Genomic DNA, 13,846 nt, shown 5'->3' with positions numbered 1-13,846 from the left:
GCCGCGCCCCGGCAGGCGCTTCGCCATCTCGTAAACCGAAGCGCCCCTTCCGTACGGGAAGGGGCGCCCTGCTCAGCGTCGACTCATCCGCGGCGGGTGAGACCGCCCGCCACCTTCTCGGCGATCAGCTCGAACGACCGGACCCGGTCGTCGATGTCGTAGACCATCGCGGTCAGCATCAGCTCGTCCGCCTTGGTGCGTTCCAGCAGCTCGGACAGCTGCCGCTCGACGGTCTCCGGCGACCCGGTCGCCTGCCCCTCCCGGCGGTCGAGCACGAACTCCCGCTCGACGTCCGTGTACGGGTAGGCGGCGGCCTCGTCCGGCGTCGCCAACGGCTCCGGCCGCCCCGCCCGCAGGCGCAGGAACGACAGCGCGCTCGGCCCGGCCAGCCACTCCGCGCGCTCGTCGGTCTCCGCGCAGATCGCGTTCACCGCCACCATCGCGTACGGCCGATCGAGCCACTGTGACGGCCGGAAGTGCTCGCGGTAGAGCGCCAACGCCGGCAGCGTGTTCTGCGCGCTGAAGTGGTGCGCGAACGAGAACGGCAACCCGAGCATCCCGGCGAGCTGCGCGCTGAAGCCGCTCGAACCGAGCAGCCAGATCGTCGGCATGTCGCCGCGTCCCGGCGTCGCGATGATGCGCTGCCGCGGGTCACCGGCGAAGTAGCCGATCAGGTCTCCCAGCTCCTGCGGGAAACCCTCCGCCGACAGCCCTTCCATCGTCCGCCGCAGCGCGAGCGCGGTGCCCTGGTCGGTGCCGGGCGCCCGCCCGATGCCCAAGTCGATGCGGCCGGGATGCAACGCCTCCAGCGTGCCGAACTGTTCGGCGACCACGAGCGGCGCGTGGTTGGGCAGCATCACCCCACCGGATCCGACCCGGATCGTCGAGGTCGCGGCGGCGAGGTGCGCGAGCAGGACCGCCGGCGCGGAGCTCGCGATGGCCGGCATGTTGTGGTGCTCGGCCACCCAGAAGCGGTGGTAGCCCAACTGCTCGGTGCGGCGGGCCAGTTCGGTGGTGTGGCGCAGGGCGTCGCCGGCGCTGGTGCCGGCGGCGACGGGTGCGAGGTCAAGAACAGAGAGGGGTACGTCGATCACACGTTCCTCCAACCCGGTTCGGACGGTGTTTGTTCCAGGTCATCACGGTTTCGCCCCGACATGCCGGTCGAGCGCGGCGACGGCGGCGTACTGACAGAGCCCCATGATGTCGCGGGACTCGTTGGTGAACAGGTAGCGCGGACAGACGTAGACCTTGTCGCGCTTGACGATGCGGTTGGCGATCCGGCAGCCGTCGGAATGGATGAACCCTTGCACAGAATGCCCGGGATGGGTGGTGACAAACTCCCGTTGCCAGTCGGTCAGGACAATCGGTCGCTCGTGCTTCTTTCCGGGGCCGGGCTGTGGGAACAGGCACGGCCAGTGCTCGGCGGTGCTCGATCCAGATGCTTATAGTCGAACGCGTGTTCGATGCTTCTTCGGTGCCCCCGGTGGGATTTGAACCCACACTGTCGGAGGTTTGAGCTCCGTCTCTCTGCCGTTGGAGTACGGGGACTTTCCGGCCGGTCTGTGCGATGGCCTCCATAAGCCTACCCACTACGCTATGGGTGGCGACACCCGGTGCGGTGGTGTCGGGGACACATGTTGTTGGGGGTAGGGGTTCGTGGCCGAGACGCAGGCGGGTGCCGAGCGCAGGCGGGTGCTGATCGCGGAGGACGAGGCGCTCATCCGCCTCGATCTCGCGGAGATGCTCGTCGAGGAGGGCTACGACGTCGTGGGGGAGGCGGGCGACGGTGAGACCGCCGTACGCCTCGCCGAGGAGGTGAAGCCGGACCTGGTCATCCTCGACATCAAGATGCCGATCATGGACGGGCTCGCGGCCGCCGAGCGGATCGCCGCCGCGCGTATCGCCCCGGTCATCATTCTGACCGCGTTCAGCCAGCGTGACCTGGTTGAGCGGGCGCGGGCGGCGGGCGCGATGGCGTACCTGGTGAAGCCCTTCCAGAAGAGCGACCTGGTCCCGGCGATCGAGATCGCGCTTTCCCGCTACGCGGAGATCGCCACGCTCGAGTCCGAGGTCGCCGGGTTGAGTGACCGTCTGGAGACCCGCAAGGCGGTGGAGCGGGCCAAGGGCGCGTTGATGACCAGTTACGGCATGACGGAGCCGCAGGCGTTCAAGTGGATCCAGCGGATGGCGATGGATCACCGCATGACCATGCGCGAAGTAGCCGAACGGATCTTGACGGAGACGCCGAGCGGCTCTGGCCAGCCACAACAGTAGATGCGTATTACAAGGATCACGTCGATACGGGCACACTACGTAACGGTTTAGCCAACGCCGACGCCTAGACCTTACGGCCAACCTCGCTGGTGGGATAACGTCCCGGCCCAAGACCGGTTGATGGTCAGCTTCGTCACACCCGCAAGAGCCAATCGGCGGTGGGTGGCACGGGGCACTGGACGAGGAGGGGTTCGAGCCTTGAGGCAGAAGCTCGCACGCGTGCTCGGGGGCGTCGCCGTTCTGGCGCTCGTCACCGGAGTCGCCGCCTGCAACAGCGGGGGCGGCAACGATACGGCTGGTGGCGAATCTTGTGGCAGCAAGATCGCTTTCTTTGGGGCGCTGACCGGTAGCTCGGCGGCGCTCGGCATCAACGAGAACAACGGCGTGAAGCTCGCGGTCGACAAGTACAACAAGGAGAACGCGGACTGCAAGGTCGAACTGGTGCCCCTGGACTCGCAGGGCAGCCCGGACCAGGCGCCGCAGTTGGCGCAGAAGGCGATCGACGACGAGAAGATCCTCGGCATCGTCGGGCCGGCCTACTCCGGTGAGTCGGAAGCCGCCAACCCGCTCTTCTCCGAGGCCGGTCTGGTGCACATCACCGCGTCCGCGACGCGGCCGAGCCTCGCCAACCAGAAGTGGAAGACCTTCTTCCGCGCGGTCGGCAACGACCTGAGCCAGGGCCCGGCGGCCGGCCGGTACATCAAGAACGTGATGAAGGCTGAGAAGGTCTTCGTCATCGACGACCAGTCCGCCTACGGCGCCGGTCTCGCCGACGAGGTCAAGAAGGTGCTCGGCCCGGCGGTCGTCGGCACGGACAAGGTCCAGGGCGAGGGCAAGCAGACCGAGTTCTCCGCGACGGTCACCAAGGTGAAGGCCTCCGGTGCCACGGCCATCTTCTACGGTGGCTACTACCAGGAGGCCGGCATCATCCGCAAGCAGCTCACCGCTGCCGGCGTGACCGCCGTTCTGGTCGCCGGCGACGGCACCAACGACCCCTCCTACATCAAGTCGGCCGGCCAGGCGGCCGCCGAGGGCACGATCCTGACCTGTCCGTGCGCGCCGGCCGCCGAGGCCCGCGGCACGTTCGCCGCGGACTACAAGGCGCTGCACGGCACCGACCCGGGCACCTACAGCGACACCGCCTACGACGCGGCGAACATCCTGCTCAGCGGTATCAAGGCGGGGAAGAACACCCGTTCCGCGATGCTGGACTACGTGAAGTCGTACACCGGCGAGGGGGTCGCGGCGAAGTACAAGTTCACCGAGACCGGCGAGCTGGACCCGGCGGAGGTCAAGGTCTGGGCGTTCAAGGTCAAGGGCGGCCAGGTCGTGCCGGACCAGGAGATTCCGAAGGAGTAACTGACCGGCTTTCTGCCGCAGTCATGCTCTGATCGCGGGTGCGGCCGGGAGCACTCCCGGCCGCACCCGATTGTCTTTTCCAAGCCTGATGGAGCACCCTCCTTGGACTTCAACGGATTGTTCTCCAACTTCGGAGAACTCACCACGAACGGCCTGACGCAGGGCGCGATCTACGCCCTCGTCGCGCTGGGTTACACGCTGGTCTACGGCGTGCTGAGACTCATCAACTTCGCCCACTCCGAGGTCTTCATCGCCGGTGCGTTCGCCGCGCTGTGGACGTGGAGCGCGTTCGGCCTCGACCAGAACTCGACAGTCAGCGGGTTCGGTACGATCGTTCTCTATCTGCTGGTCGCGATGCTCGCCGCGGCACTGGCCTCGGCCGCGACCGCGACGGTCGTCGAGCGGGTCGCCTACCGGCCGCTGCGTAAGCGCAACGCGCCGCCGCTGGCCTTCCTGATCACCGCCATCGGCGCCTCGTTCGTCATCGCCGAGGCGTTCGGCATCCACACCCGCCGGCTGCCGCAGGGCGTGCCGGAACTGGTGAGCAATAAGGAACTCTTCAGCATCGCCGGCGTGCCGATCTACCCGGTGCAGGTGCTGACCGTCGGCGCCGCGCTGGTGATGATGATCGGCCTGGACGTCTTCATCAACCGCAGCCGGCTGGGCCGGGGCGTCCGGGCGGTGGCCCAGGACCCCAACACGGCGGCGCTGATGGGGGTCAACAAGGACCGCATCATCATGATCGTGTTCATCGTCGGCGGTTTGATGGCCGGGGTTGCCGGCATGCTCTACAACGTCCGGATCGGGGTGCTCGCCTCCAGCGCCGGCTTCCTGCTCGGGCTCAAGGCCTTCACCGCGGCCGTACTGGGCGGCATCGGCAACCTGCGCGGCGCGCTCCTCGGCGGTCTGTTGCTGGGGCTGACCGAGAACTACGCCTCCTCGCTCTTCGGGAGCGCTTGGCGGGAGTTCACCGCCTTCGCGGTCCTGGTCGTGCTGCTGATGTTCCGGCCGACCGGTCTGCTCGGCGAGTCTCTGGGGAGGGCGCGGGCATGACGGCCATCGTGGACAAGATGCGCGCGGGGCGTGAGGCCGCCGGCGAGCGGTGGCGCGGGTCGCCGCGCTGGGTGCGCTGGGCCGTCCTGGCGGCGGTGATCGCGTTTTTCTACGCCCTGCCGAACAGGGAGTTCTACCAGTATCTGGGGCCGATCCCGACGACGGGTTCCAACTTCGGCCAGGTGCTGTTCATGGTCTCCATCTACGTGCTGCTGGCGGTCGGGCTCAACATCGTGGTCGGCTTCGCCGGCCTGCTCGACCTGGGGTATTTCGGGTTCTACGCGGTCGGCGCCTACACGGTCGCCGTGCTGACCTCGCCGAGTAGTGACATCAAGACGCTCTGGCCGTGGCTGCTCGTGGTGCCGTTCGCCATTGCCGCCACGATGATCTCCGGGGTGACGCTGGGGGCCCCCACGCTGCGACTGCGTGGTGACTACCTGGCGATCGTGACCCTGGGCTTCGCGGAGATGATCCGGATCGCGGCGACCAGTTCCGAGTTCCTGAAGGGACAGCGCGGCCTCAACCAGATTCCGCATCCGCCCGGCACGTACGCCGACGGCAAGCCGGTCTTCGGCGTGCTGGACGCCCGTCCCTACTACTGGCTGGTCCTCACCATCATCATCCTGGTGGTGATCGGCGTGCGGAACCTGACCCACAGCCGGGTCGGTCGGGCCTGGGTGTCGATCCGCGAGGACGAGGACGCGGCCCAGCTGATGGGCGTGCCGACCTTCAAGTTCAAGCTCTGGGCGTTCGCCTCGGGCGCGGCGATCGCTGGTCTGGCCGGCGCGCTCTACGCCGGAAAGCAGAACTTCGTCAACTCGCAACCCTTCGCCCTGGAAAACTCGATCATCATTCTGGCGGCGGTGATCCTGGGTGGGTCCGGCAACCTCGTCGGCGCGATCGTCGGTGGCGGCCTCGCCTATTACCTGATCGAGCGGTTCCGCGACATCGAGCTTCTCGGGATCGAACTCTACGAGTACCGGTTCCTGTTCTTCGGCCTCGTCCTGATCATTATGATGATCTTCCGGCCGCAGGGGCTGATCCCGAACCGACGACGCGCGGCGGAGTTCAAGGATCGCCGCAAGGAGGTGACCGTCGGTGAGTGACACCGTGCAGACCGACGCCCCGCAGAGCGAGAGCGTGGCGGCCGCGGCCGAGAGCGGGCGCGAGCCCCTGCTCGAGGTCGACAACGTGACGCTGCGCTTCGGCGGCGTCGTGGCGCTGAACAACGTGGACTTCACCCTCTACAAGGGAGAGATCCTCGGGCTGATCGGTCCCAACGGCGCGGGGAAGACCACCTGCTTCAACGCGATGACCGGCATCTACCAGCCCACCGAGGGCGAGATCCGGTTCCGCGGCGAGCGGCTGGCCGGCAAGAAGCGCCACCACATCACCAAGATGGGGATGGCCCGGACGTTCCAGAACATCCGGCTCTTCCCCGAGATGACCGCCCTGGAGAACGTGCAGGTCGGCGCGGACGCGCATCACAAGACCAGCGTGATCTCCGCGCTGCTGCGGCTGCCGCGGCACTGGCGCGAGGAGCGCGAAGGGCTGGAGAAGGCGCGGCAGTTGCTGGAGTTCGTCGGCATCGCCCACCGGATGCACGAGACCGCGCGCAACCTGTCGTACGGCGAGCAGCGGCGCCTGGAGATCGCCCGGGCGCTCGCCACCGATCCCGTGCTGCTCTGCCTGGACGAGCCGGCCGCCGGATTCAACCCGGCGGAGAAGGAGGAGTTGCTCCAGCTCATCCGGCAGATCCGGGACCGGGGCGTGACCGTGCTGCTCATCGAGCACGACATGCGGCTGGTGATGGGCGTGACGGACCGGATCGTGGTGCTGGAGTTCGGAAAGAAGATCGCCGAAGGGCTCCCCGCCGAGGTGCGGGAGGACCCGAAGGTGATCGCGGCCTACCTGGGAGTGCCGGACGATGCTGCTTGAGATCGAGAACGTCAGCCTGCTCTACGGGCGGATCCAGGCGCTGCACGGCATCAGCCTGACGGTCAACGAGGGCGAGGTGGTGGCCCTGATCGGCGCGAACGGCGCCGGTAAGTCCACCACCATGCGGGCGATCTCCGGGATCCGGCCGATCGCCGGGGGGAGCATCCGCTTCGAGGGAGAGGACATCTCGAAGCTCCGCGCCGACCTGCGGGTGCGGCGCGGGCTCTGCCAGGCGCCCGAGGGGCGGGGGATCTTCCCCGGCATGACCGTGCTGGAGAACCTCGACATGGGGGCCTACACGCGGCGGGACCGGGCCGGCATCGCGGCCGACCTCGACCGGGTGCTGGAGCTCTTCCCGCGGCTGGCCGAGCGGCGCAAGCAGGCGGGCGGCACGCTGTCGGGTGGCGAACAGCAGATGCTCGCCGTCGGTCGCGCGCTGATGAGCCGGCCGAAGCTGCTGCTGCTCGACGAGCCCTCCATGGGGCTCGCGCCGATGCTGATCCAGCAGATCTTCTCCATCATCACGGAGATCAACCAGCAGGGCACGACCGTGCTGCTCGTCGAGCAGAACGCCCAGCAGGCGCTCTCCCGGGCGCACCGCGCGTACGTCCTGGAAACAGGGCGGATCGTGAAGAGCGGCAGCGGCCAGGAACTGCTGCACGACCCGGCCGTGAAAGAGGCGTACCTGGGCGTCGCGTAGGTCGTCGGGTACGTTTGGCAACTCGTGGAGGAAATGAATGTTCATCACAAATAGCCGCGGCCGCCGTGCCGCGGTGGGTCTCGCCGGCGCCGCCGCGCTCGCCTTCTCGCTCACCGCGTGCGGTGAGAAGGAGAGCACGAGCCAGCCGGGCGGCGGACCCAGTGTCGCGACGTCCGTCGACGCGGCCCTCGCCGCCAAGGTGCCGGACGCCATCAAGTCGGACGGCAAGATCCTGGTGGGCACGGACGCCACCTACGCCCCGGCCGAGTTCATGGACACCGACGGCAAGACCGTCATCGGCTTCGACGTCGACCTGTTCAAGGCCGTCGCCGGCAAGCTCGGGCTGCAGGCGGAGTTCGTGCCGTCGACCTTCGGCGACATCATCCCGGGTGTCGGCAGCGGAAAGTACGAGATCGGTGTCTCGTCGTTCACGGTCAACCCGGAGCGCAAGGCGACGGCGCAGATGGTGAGCTACTTCCAGGTCGGCACCCAGTGGGCGACCAAGAAGGGCAACGCCGCCGGCGTCGCGATCGACAACGCGTGCGGCAAGAAGATCGCCGTCCAGAAGGACACCGTGCAGGTCGAGGACATCACCAAGCGGTCCAAGGCGTGCACCGATGCCGGCAAGCCGGCGATCACGATCGACCAGTACGCGGGCCAGGACCAGGCGACCACCGCGGTCGTGTCCGGTAAGGACGACGCGATGCTCGCCGACTACCCGGTCGGGGTCTACGCGGTGACGCAGTCCAACGGGCAGCTGGACCTGCTGGGCGACCCCTACGAGGCCGCGCCGTACGGGTACGTGGTCGGCAAGGACCAGACGGCGTTCGCCGAGGCCGTCCGCGACGCGGTGAAGGCCCTGATCTCCGACGGCTCCTACAAGACGATCCTCGAGAAATGGAAGGTTCAGGGCGGCGCGATCACCGATCCGGCGATCAACCCCTGATTTCACTGTCATGACGATGACGCAAGTGACACCCGAGCGGGCACGGCCTGAACCCATCAAGGCCGTGCCCGTGCGGCATCCCGGCCGATGGGCCGCGGTCGCCGTGCTGGCCGTACTGGCCGCGATGTTCGTGCACGTACTGCTCACGAACGACGCCTTCCAATGGTCGTTCATGGTCGACAACATGTTCCGGCCGCCGGTTATCCAGGGGCTGGTCCAGGGCACCATCCTGATGACGGTCACTGCGATGACCCTCGGGGTGATCCTGGGCGTCATTGTCGCGGTCATGCGGTTGTCCACCAACCCGATCCTGCGCGTGGTGGCGTGGCTGTTCACCTGGTTCTTCCGGGCGGTGCCCCGGTTGGTGCTGCTGGCGGTCTTCGGCAACCTGGGCATCCTGTGGAGCCGTATCGAGTTCGGGGTGCCGTTCGACACCCAGATCGGCAAGCTGTTCGGCATCGACAACCTGGAACTCCGGGCCTTCGGGTTCACCTCCCGTGACCTGCTGACCGGCTTCATGGCGGGGCTTCTCGGGCTCGCGCTCTCCGAAGCGGCGTACATGGCCGAGATCGTGCGGGCCGGCATCCAGTCGGTCGACGAGGGGCAGGGCGAGGCGGCGACGGCACTGGGCATGAGCCGGGGGCAGACGCTGCGCCGGGTCGTGCTGCCGCAGGCGATGCGGGTGATCATCCCACCCACCGGCAACGAGACCATCGCCATGCTCAAGGACACGTCGCTGTTGATGGCGGTGCCGTACTCCATCGAGCTGTTCTTCCAGCTCGACGCGATCGGAAACCGCACCTTCCTGCCCTTCCCGATGTATGTCGCGGCCTGCCTCTGGTACCTCCTGCTCACCAGCGTCCTGCTCGTCGGGCAGTACTTCCTGGAGCGGCACTTCTCGCGGGGCTACGGCCAGAGCCAGCGGGCCCGGATGCGGCTGCGCAATATCACCGCGGAGACCGGCGGTCGGATGGGGGAGGCATGACGGAATCGACAGCGGACCTGATGGTCCGGGCGGAGAACGTGCACAAGTCCTTCGGCCCGCTCGAGGTGCTCAAGGGGATCGACCTGGCGGTCCGGCCGGGCGAGGTCTGCTGCGTGATCGGCCCGTCCGGCTCCGGCAAGTCGACCTTCCTGCGCTGCATCAACCACCTGGAGAAGATCAACGGCGGCCGGATCTGGGTCGACGGTGACCTCGTGGGCTACCGCGAGCGCGGCGGCAAGCTGCACGAGCTGCGCGAGAAGGAGGTCGCCGCGCAACGCCAGTCGATCGGCATGGTGTTCCAGCGGTTCAACCTCTTTCCGCACATGACGGCGCTGGAAAATGTCATGGAGGCGCCGCTGCGGGTCCGGCGGGAGTCGAAGGCCGAGGTCCGCGAGCGGGCGACCGCGTTGCTGGCGCGGGTCGGCCTGGGTGACAAGGTCGGCACCTATCCGGGTCAGCTCTCCGGCGGGCAGCAGCAGCGGGTGGCGATCGCCCGGGCGCTGGCGATGCGCCCGAAGCTGATGCTCTTCGACGAGCCGACCAGCGCGCTCGACCCCGAGCTGGTCGGTGAGGTCCTGGACGTGATGAAGGACCTCGCGCAGGAGGGGATGACGATGGTCGTGGTCACCCACGAGATCGGCTTCGCCCGCGAGGTCGGGGATTCGTTGATCTTCATGGACGACGGCGTGGTGGTCGAGGCCGGCGCGCCGCGGGACGTGATCGCGAATCCGCAGCACGATCGCACCAAGGCGTTTCTCGGCAAGGTGCTCTAGCTCACGCGTCGACGCCGCGCCCCGCGCTCGGAGCGCGGGGCGCGGCGTCGTTTCGTCGGAGTCCCCGACTAGAGTCGTCTGACGTGACCGACAACGTTCCCCGCCTGCTCCTTCTCGACGGCCACTCGCTGGCCTACCGGGCGTTCTTCGCCCTGCCGGTGGAGAACTTCTCCACCTCGACGGGGCAGCCGACCAACGCGGTCTACGGCTTCACCTCGATGCTGATCAATGTGCTCCGCGATGAGCGGCCCACGCACATCGTGGTCGCCTTCGACGTCTCCCGCCGCTCGTTCCGCACGGAGCGCTACGCCGAATACAAGGCGGGGCGCGCGGAGAGCCCGGCCGACTTCGCCGGCCAGGTCAGCCTGGTGAAGGAGGTCCTCACGGCGTTGCGGATCCCGGCGGTGGAGATGCCGGGTTACGAGGCTGACGACGTGATCGCGACGCTCGCCTGTCAGGGGCGCGACGCCGGCATGGAGGTGCTGATCTGCAGCGGCGACCGCGACGCCTTCCAGTTGGTCGGCGACCGGGTCACCGTGCTCTACCCCCGCAAGGGCGTCTCCGACCTCGCGCGGATGGACCCCGCCGCGATCACCGAAAAATACGGTGTCGGCCCCGACCACTACCGTCATCTGGCGGCGCTCGTCGGGGAGTCCAGTGACAACCTGCCCGGCGTGCCGGGTGTGGGACCGAAGACGGCCGCTAAGTGGATCAACCTGTACGGCGGCCTCGACGGGGTCATCGCGCACGCCGACGAGATCAAGGGCAAGGCGGGGGACAGCCTGCGCGAGCGGCTGGCCGACGTGATCCGCAACTTCGAGATCAACTGTCTCGTCTCCGATCTCGAGCTGCCGGTGCGGCCGGCGGAGGCGCACTGGCCCGGCTGGGACCGTGAGGCCGTCCACCAGGTCTTCGACGCGTTGCAGTTCCGGATCCTGCGCGACCGGCTCTACCAGTACCTGGAGTCGGTGGAGCCCGAGGCCGAAGCCGGCTTCGAGCTGTCCGGGGAGATCCTGGCCACCGGCGCGGTGGCGCCGTGGTTGGCCGCGCACGCCCGCCCGGGCGTTTCGGTCGGGGTCGCGGTGGCCGGCGCTTTCGGCCGGGGCACCGGATCGCTGACCGGGATCGCGCTGGCGACCGCCGACGGGACGGCCGCGTCGTTCGACCCGGCCGGGCTGGACGCCGCCGACGAGGTCGCGGTGGCGCAATGGCTCGGCGACCGCGAGCGCCCCAAGGTGCTGCACGACAGCAAGCCGGCGCTGCTGGCGTTCTCGGCGCACGGTTGGACTCTGCGGGGGGTGGTCCGCGACACCGCGCTCGCGGCCTACCTGGCGCGTCCCGACCAGCGCTCCTACGACCTCGTCGACCTGGCGCTGCGCTATCTCCACCGTGAGCTGCGGGTGGACCTGCCGGAGAGCGGTCAGCTCACCCTCGACGGACTGGGGGACGACGGCGAGGCCGAGCAGAACCTGATGCTGCGGGCCCGGGCGACCCTGGACCTGGCCGACGCGATCGACGCGGAGCTGTCCCGCGACGGCGAGCAGTCCGGACGGCTGCTCGCCGAGGTGGAGCTCCCGCTGGTGGACGTGCTGGCCGGGCTGGAGTGGGTCGGCATCGCCGCGGACACGCACTACCTGTCGGAGTTGGAGGCGCACTTCGCCGCCGAGGTCAAGGCGGCGGCCCAGTCGGCGTACGAGGTGGTGGGGCGGGAGTTCAACCTCGGCTCGCCCAAGCAGTTGCAGGAGATCCTTTTCACCGAGCTGGGGCTCCCCAAGACCAAGAAGATCAAGACGGGCTACACGACGGACGCCGACGCCCTGCAGTGGCTCTACGCGCAGAACCCGCACCCGGTCCTGGCACACCTGCTGCGGCACCGCGATGTCGCCAAGCTCAAGTCCACGGTGGACGGCCTACTCAAGTCGGTCTCCGACGACGCGCGCATCCACACCACGTTCAACCAGACCGTGGCGGCCACCGGCCGGCTGTCGTCGACCGACCCCAACCTGCAGAACATCCCGATCCGCACCGAGGAGGGGCGTCGCATCCGGCGCGCGTTCGTGGTGGGCGAGGGCTACGAGTGCCTGCTGACCGCCGACTACAGCCAGATCGAGATGCGCATCATGGCGCACCTGTCCAAGGACGAGGCGCTGATCGAGGCGTTCAACTCGGGCGCGGACTTCCACGCCACCACGGCCTCGTCGGTCTTCGGGGTGGGGGTGGACGAGGTCACCGGGGAGCAGCGTCGCCGGATCAAGGCGATGAACTACGGCCTGGCCTACGGCCTGAGCGCCTTCGGCCTCTCCCAGCAGCTCAACATCTCCGCCGACGAGGCCCGCGGGCTGATGGGCGACTACTTCGGTCGGTTCGGCGGGATCCGCGACTATCTGGAGGCGGTCGTCGAGCAGGCGCGCCGCGACGGCTACACGCAGACGATCCTCGGTCGTCGGCGTTACCTGCCGGACCTGGTCAGCGACAACCGGCAGCGGCGGGAGATGGCCGAGCGGATGGCGCTCAACGCGCCTATCCAGGGTTCGGCCGCCGACATCATCAAGGTCGCCATGCTGCACGTCGACACCGCGCTGCGCGCGTCCGACCTGCGCTCGCGGATGCTGCTCCAGGTCCACGACGAACTCATCTTCGAGGTGGCGCCCGGCGAGACCGAGGCGTTGGAGGCGTTGGTGCGTCGGGAGATGGGGGGCGCCTATCCGCTCTCGGTGCCGCTGGAGGTGTCGGTGGGACTGGGCCGCGACTGGAACAGCGCCGACCACTGATCCACGCCACAATGGCGGCGGGCGCGCCGGCCGTAGCCGATGCGCCCGCCGCTGTGGTTCGTGGCCGGTCTGATGGTCCGCTGTCCACGCGGCGCCGGCCGGCCACCGCATCACTCGGCGTTATCGGCGGCGCCCGCCACCGCCACCACCACGGCCACCACCACGGCTGGCTCCAGCGCCCTGCCGGGCACTCATCTCGTCCAGGAGTTGCCGCTTGTTCTTCGCCTCGACGTCCTGGATCCCGGCCTCACGGGCGCGCTGCTGAACTTCACCGGTCCGCACCGAACGAGCGTTCCTGTCAGTCACTGTGCCCTCCTCCGTGATGACTACCTGCCTTCGCCCATCGAATACCCGGGCCGGATGGCACCAACCACGGATCCATTACGGATTTGCCGGGTGGTCGTCACGGAGTGTGGCGGAGTGCGGTGGCGCCTACGGGGTGATCTCCGCGATCGGCAGTGCGAGCGGAAAAGGCTGCGGCAACTCCAGCAGCTGCGCGCTCTCGGCGACCAACTCGTACTCGCGCCGCCCGCTCAGACCCGGCTGCGCCGAGAGCCGGTAGGCGAAGACGTGCACCGGGTCCTGCTCGACGCGCCAGTAGAACGGGATGCCGGCGGCGGCGTACTCGACGGGCTTGATCAGCCGGTCCGTTCGCCGGGTGCTGGTCGAGACCACCTCGACGGCGAGCACCACCTGCTCGGGGGTGAAGAAGTGCCGGCTCGTCTCGCCGCCGGCGTGCCGCAACAGGACGTCGGGCTCGCGGGTGTCCCGCGCGGTGACCGCGACGCCGACCGCCATGACGGCCTTGTATTCGCGGGGCGCGTGGGTGCGCAGCCACGACCAGAGCAGACCGGTGATGTCCTGATGGTCTTCGGTGGGGGAGGGGACCACGTGGATGACTCCGTCGACAAGCTCGACGCGGGGGGCGTCCGGGGGGAGGTTGAGCAGGTCTTCGAGGGTGTAGTCGGCGAGCCGCTGCCGCACGGGGTCCGGCTGCCACGGCGCGGGCAGTTCGTCAGCGATCGGTTCGGCGCTCACCCGGTCAGC

14 protein-coding genes and 1 tRNA gene are annotated in these 13,846 nt (G+C 68.4%); 10 read left to right on the top strand and 5 right to left on the bottom strand.

Annotated elements, in window-relative coordinates; all coding sequences use genetic code 11:
- Positions 1-83: 83 nt before the first annotated feature.
- From AB0J06_RS10720 to AB0J06_RS10710, 3 genes are all read right to left on the bottom strand, one after another.
- The gene (locus AB0J06_RS10720; protein ID WP_357426963.1) at positions 84-1,094 is read right to left on the bottom strand and encodes an LLM class flavin-dependent oxidoreductase; all 1,011 of its coding nucleotides are present in this window, start codon (positions 1,092-1,094) and stop codon (positions 84-86) included.
- Positions 1,095-1,136: 42 nt separating this feature from the next.
- A complete protein-coding gene (locus tag AB0J06_RS10715) occupies positions 1,137-1,310 on the bottom strand; it encodes a hypothetical protein (protein ID WP_357426961.1) in 174 nt (57 codons plus the stop codon).
- A gap of 165 nt (positions 1,311-1,475) precedes the next feature.
- A tRNA-Leu gene (locus tag AB0J06_RS10710) sits at positions 1,476-1,548 on the bottom strand.
- Between the two features lie 108 nt (positions 1,549-1,656).
- Between AB0J06_RS10710 and AB0J06_RS10705 the strand changes: the two genes are divergently transcribed.
- The 10 genes from AB0J06_RS10705 to polA all read left to right on the top strand — a co-directional run bounded on the left by AB0J06_RS10705 (position 1,657) and on the right by polA (position 12,799).
- On the top strand, positions 1,657-2,274 hold the full coding sequence (locus AB0J06_RS10705; protein ID WP_357426959.1) for a response regulator: 618 nt from the start codon (positions 1,657-1,659) through the stop codon (positions 2,272-2,274).
- A 198-nt stretch (positions 2,275-2,472) separates the two neighbouring features.
- The gene (locus tag AB0J06_RS10700) at positions 2,473-3,633 is read left to right on the top strand and encodes a branched-chain amino acid ABC transporter substrate-binding protein (RefSeq protein WP_357426957.1); all 1,161 of its coding nucleotides are present in this window, start codon (positions 2,473-2,475) and stop codon (positions 3,631-3,633) included.
- Between the two features lie 102 nt (positions 3,634-3,735).
- The gene (locus AB0J06_RS10695) at positions 3,736-4,686 is read left to right on the top strand and encodes a branched-chain amino acid ABC transporter permease (protein WP_357426955.1); all 951 of its coding nucleotides are present in this window, start codon (positions 3,736-3,738) and stop codon (positions 4,684-4,686) included.
- Complete coding sequence (locus AB0J06_RS10690; RefSeq protein ID WP_357426953.1) at positions 4,683-5,792, top strand: branched-chain amino acid ABC transporter permease; 1,110 nt, start codon at positions 4,683-4,685, stop codon at positions 5,790-5,792. The genes AB0J06_RS10695 and AB0J06_RS10690 overlap by 4 nt, the downstream gene beginning before the upstream one ends.
- Before the next feature lie 34 nt (positions 5,793-5,826).
- Positions 5,827-6,624 (top strand): ABC transporter ATP-binding protein, encoded by a 798-nt coding sequence (locus AB0J06_RS10685; RefSeq protein ID WP_357427057.1) that lies wholly within the window; start codon positions 5,827-5,829, stop codon positions 6,622-6,624.
- On the top strand, positions 6,614-7,324 hold the full coding sequence (locus tag AB0J06_RS10680) for an ABC transporter ATP-binding protein (RefSeq protein ID WP_357426951.1): 711 nt from the start codon (positions 6,614-6,616) through the stop codon (positions 7,322-7,324). Before AB0J06_RS10685 ends, AB0J06_RS10680 begins: the two co-directional genes overlap by 11 nt.
- 37 nt (positions 7,325-7,361) lie before the next feature.
- Positions 7,362-8,270 (top strand): ABC transporter substrate-binding protein, encoded by a 909-nt coding sequence (locus AB0J06_RS10675; protein ID WP_357426949.1) that lies wholly within the window; start codon positions 7,362-7,364, stop codon positions 8,268-8,270.
- Positions 8,271-8,280: 10 nt separating this feature from the next.
- Entirely contained in the window at positions 8,281-9,255 is a 975-nt protein-coding gene (locus AB0J06_RS10670) for an amino acid ABC transporter permease (protein WP_357426947.1), read from the top strand.
- A complete protein-coding gene (locus AB0J06_RS10665) occupies positions 9,252-10,028 on the top strand; it encodes an amino acid ABC transporter ATP-binding protein (RefSeq protein ID WP_357426945.1) in 777 nt (258 codons plus the stop codon). The genes AB0J06_RS10670 and AB0J06_RS10665 overlap by 4 nt, the downstream gene beginning before the upstream one ends.
- 83 nt (positions 10,029-10,111) lie before the next feature.
- Positions 10,112-12,799 carry a DNA polymerase I gene (gene polA, locus AB0J06_RS10660; protein WP_357426943.1) on the top strand — a complete coding sequence of 896 codons (2,688 nt, stop codon included), beginning with the start codon at positions 10,112-10,114 and terminating at the stop codon, positions 12,797-12,799.
- 120 nt (positions 12,800-12,919) lie between these two features.
- On the opposite strand, the gene AB0J06_RS10655 is transcribed toward polA, so the two are convergent.
- Positions 12,920-13,105 (bottom strand): hypothetical protein, encoded by a 186-nt coding sequence (locus AB0J06_RS10655; RefSeq protein WP_357426941.1) that lies wholly within the window; start codon positions 13,103-13,105, stop codon positions 12,920-12,922.
- Between the two features lie 126 nt (positions 13,106-13,231).
- Entirely contained in the window at positions 13,232-13,837 is a 606-nt protein-coding gene (locus AB0J06_RS10650) for a Uma2 family endonuclease (RefSeq protein ID WP_357426939.1), read from the bottom strand.
- Between the last annotated feature and the right edge of the window lie 9 nt (positions 13,838-13,846).

It is taken from the genome of Micromonospora sp. NPDC049679, from assembly GCF_040659735.1.
Lineage (GTDB): Bacteria > Actinomycetota > Actinomycetes > Mycobacteriales > Micromonosporaceae > Micromonospora_I.
The sequence above is the reverse complement of the archived record's forward strand: the minus strand, read 5'-3'. Positions and strand labels throughout refer to the sequence as shown.

Bases quoted from the DNA above. Each gene is read 5' to 3' on its own strand.
- AB0J06_RS10690 (WP_357426953.1), top strand. From the start codon at position 4,683: ATGACGGCCATCGTGGACAAGATGCGCGCGGGGCGTGAGGCCGCCGGC.
- AB0J06_RS10680 (WP_357426951.1), top strand. From the start codon at position 6,614: ATGCTGCTTGAGATCGAGAACGTCAGCCTGCTCTACGGGCGGATCCAG.
- AB0J06_RS10675 (WP_357426949.1), top strand. From the start codon at position 7,362: ATGTTCATCACAAATAGCCGCGGCCGCCGTGCCGCGGTGGGTCTCGCC.
- AB0J06_RS10670 (WP_357426947.1), top strand. From the start codon at position 8,281: ATGACGATGACGCAAGTGACACCCGAGCGGGCACGGCCTGAACCCATC.
- AB0J06_RS10665 (WP_357426945.1), top strand. From the start codon at position 9,252: ATGACGGAATCGACAGCGGACCTGATGGTCCGGGCGGAGAACGTGCAC.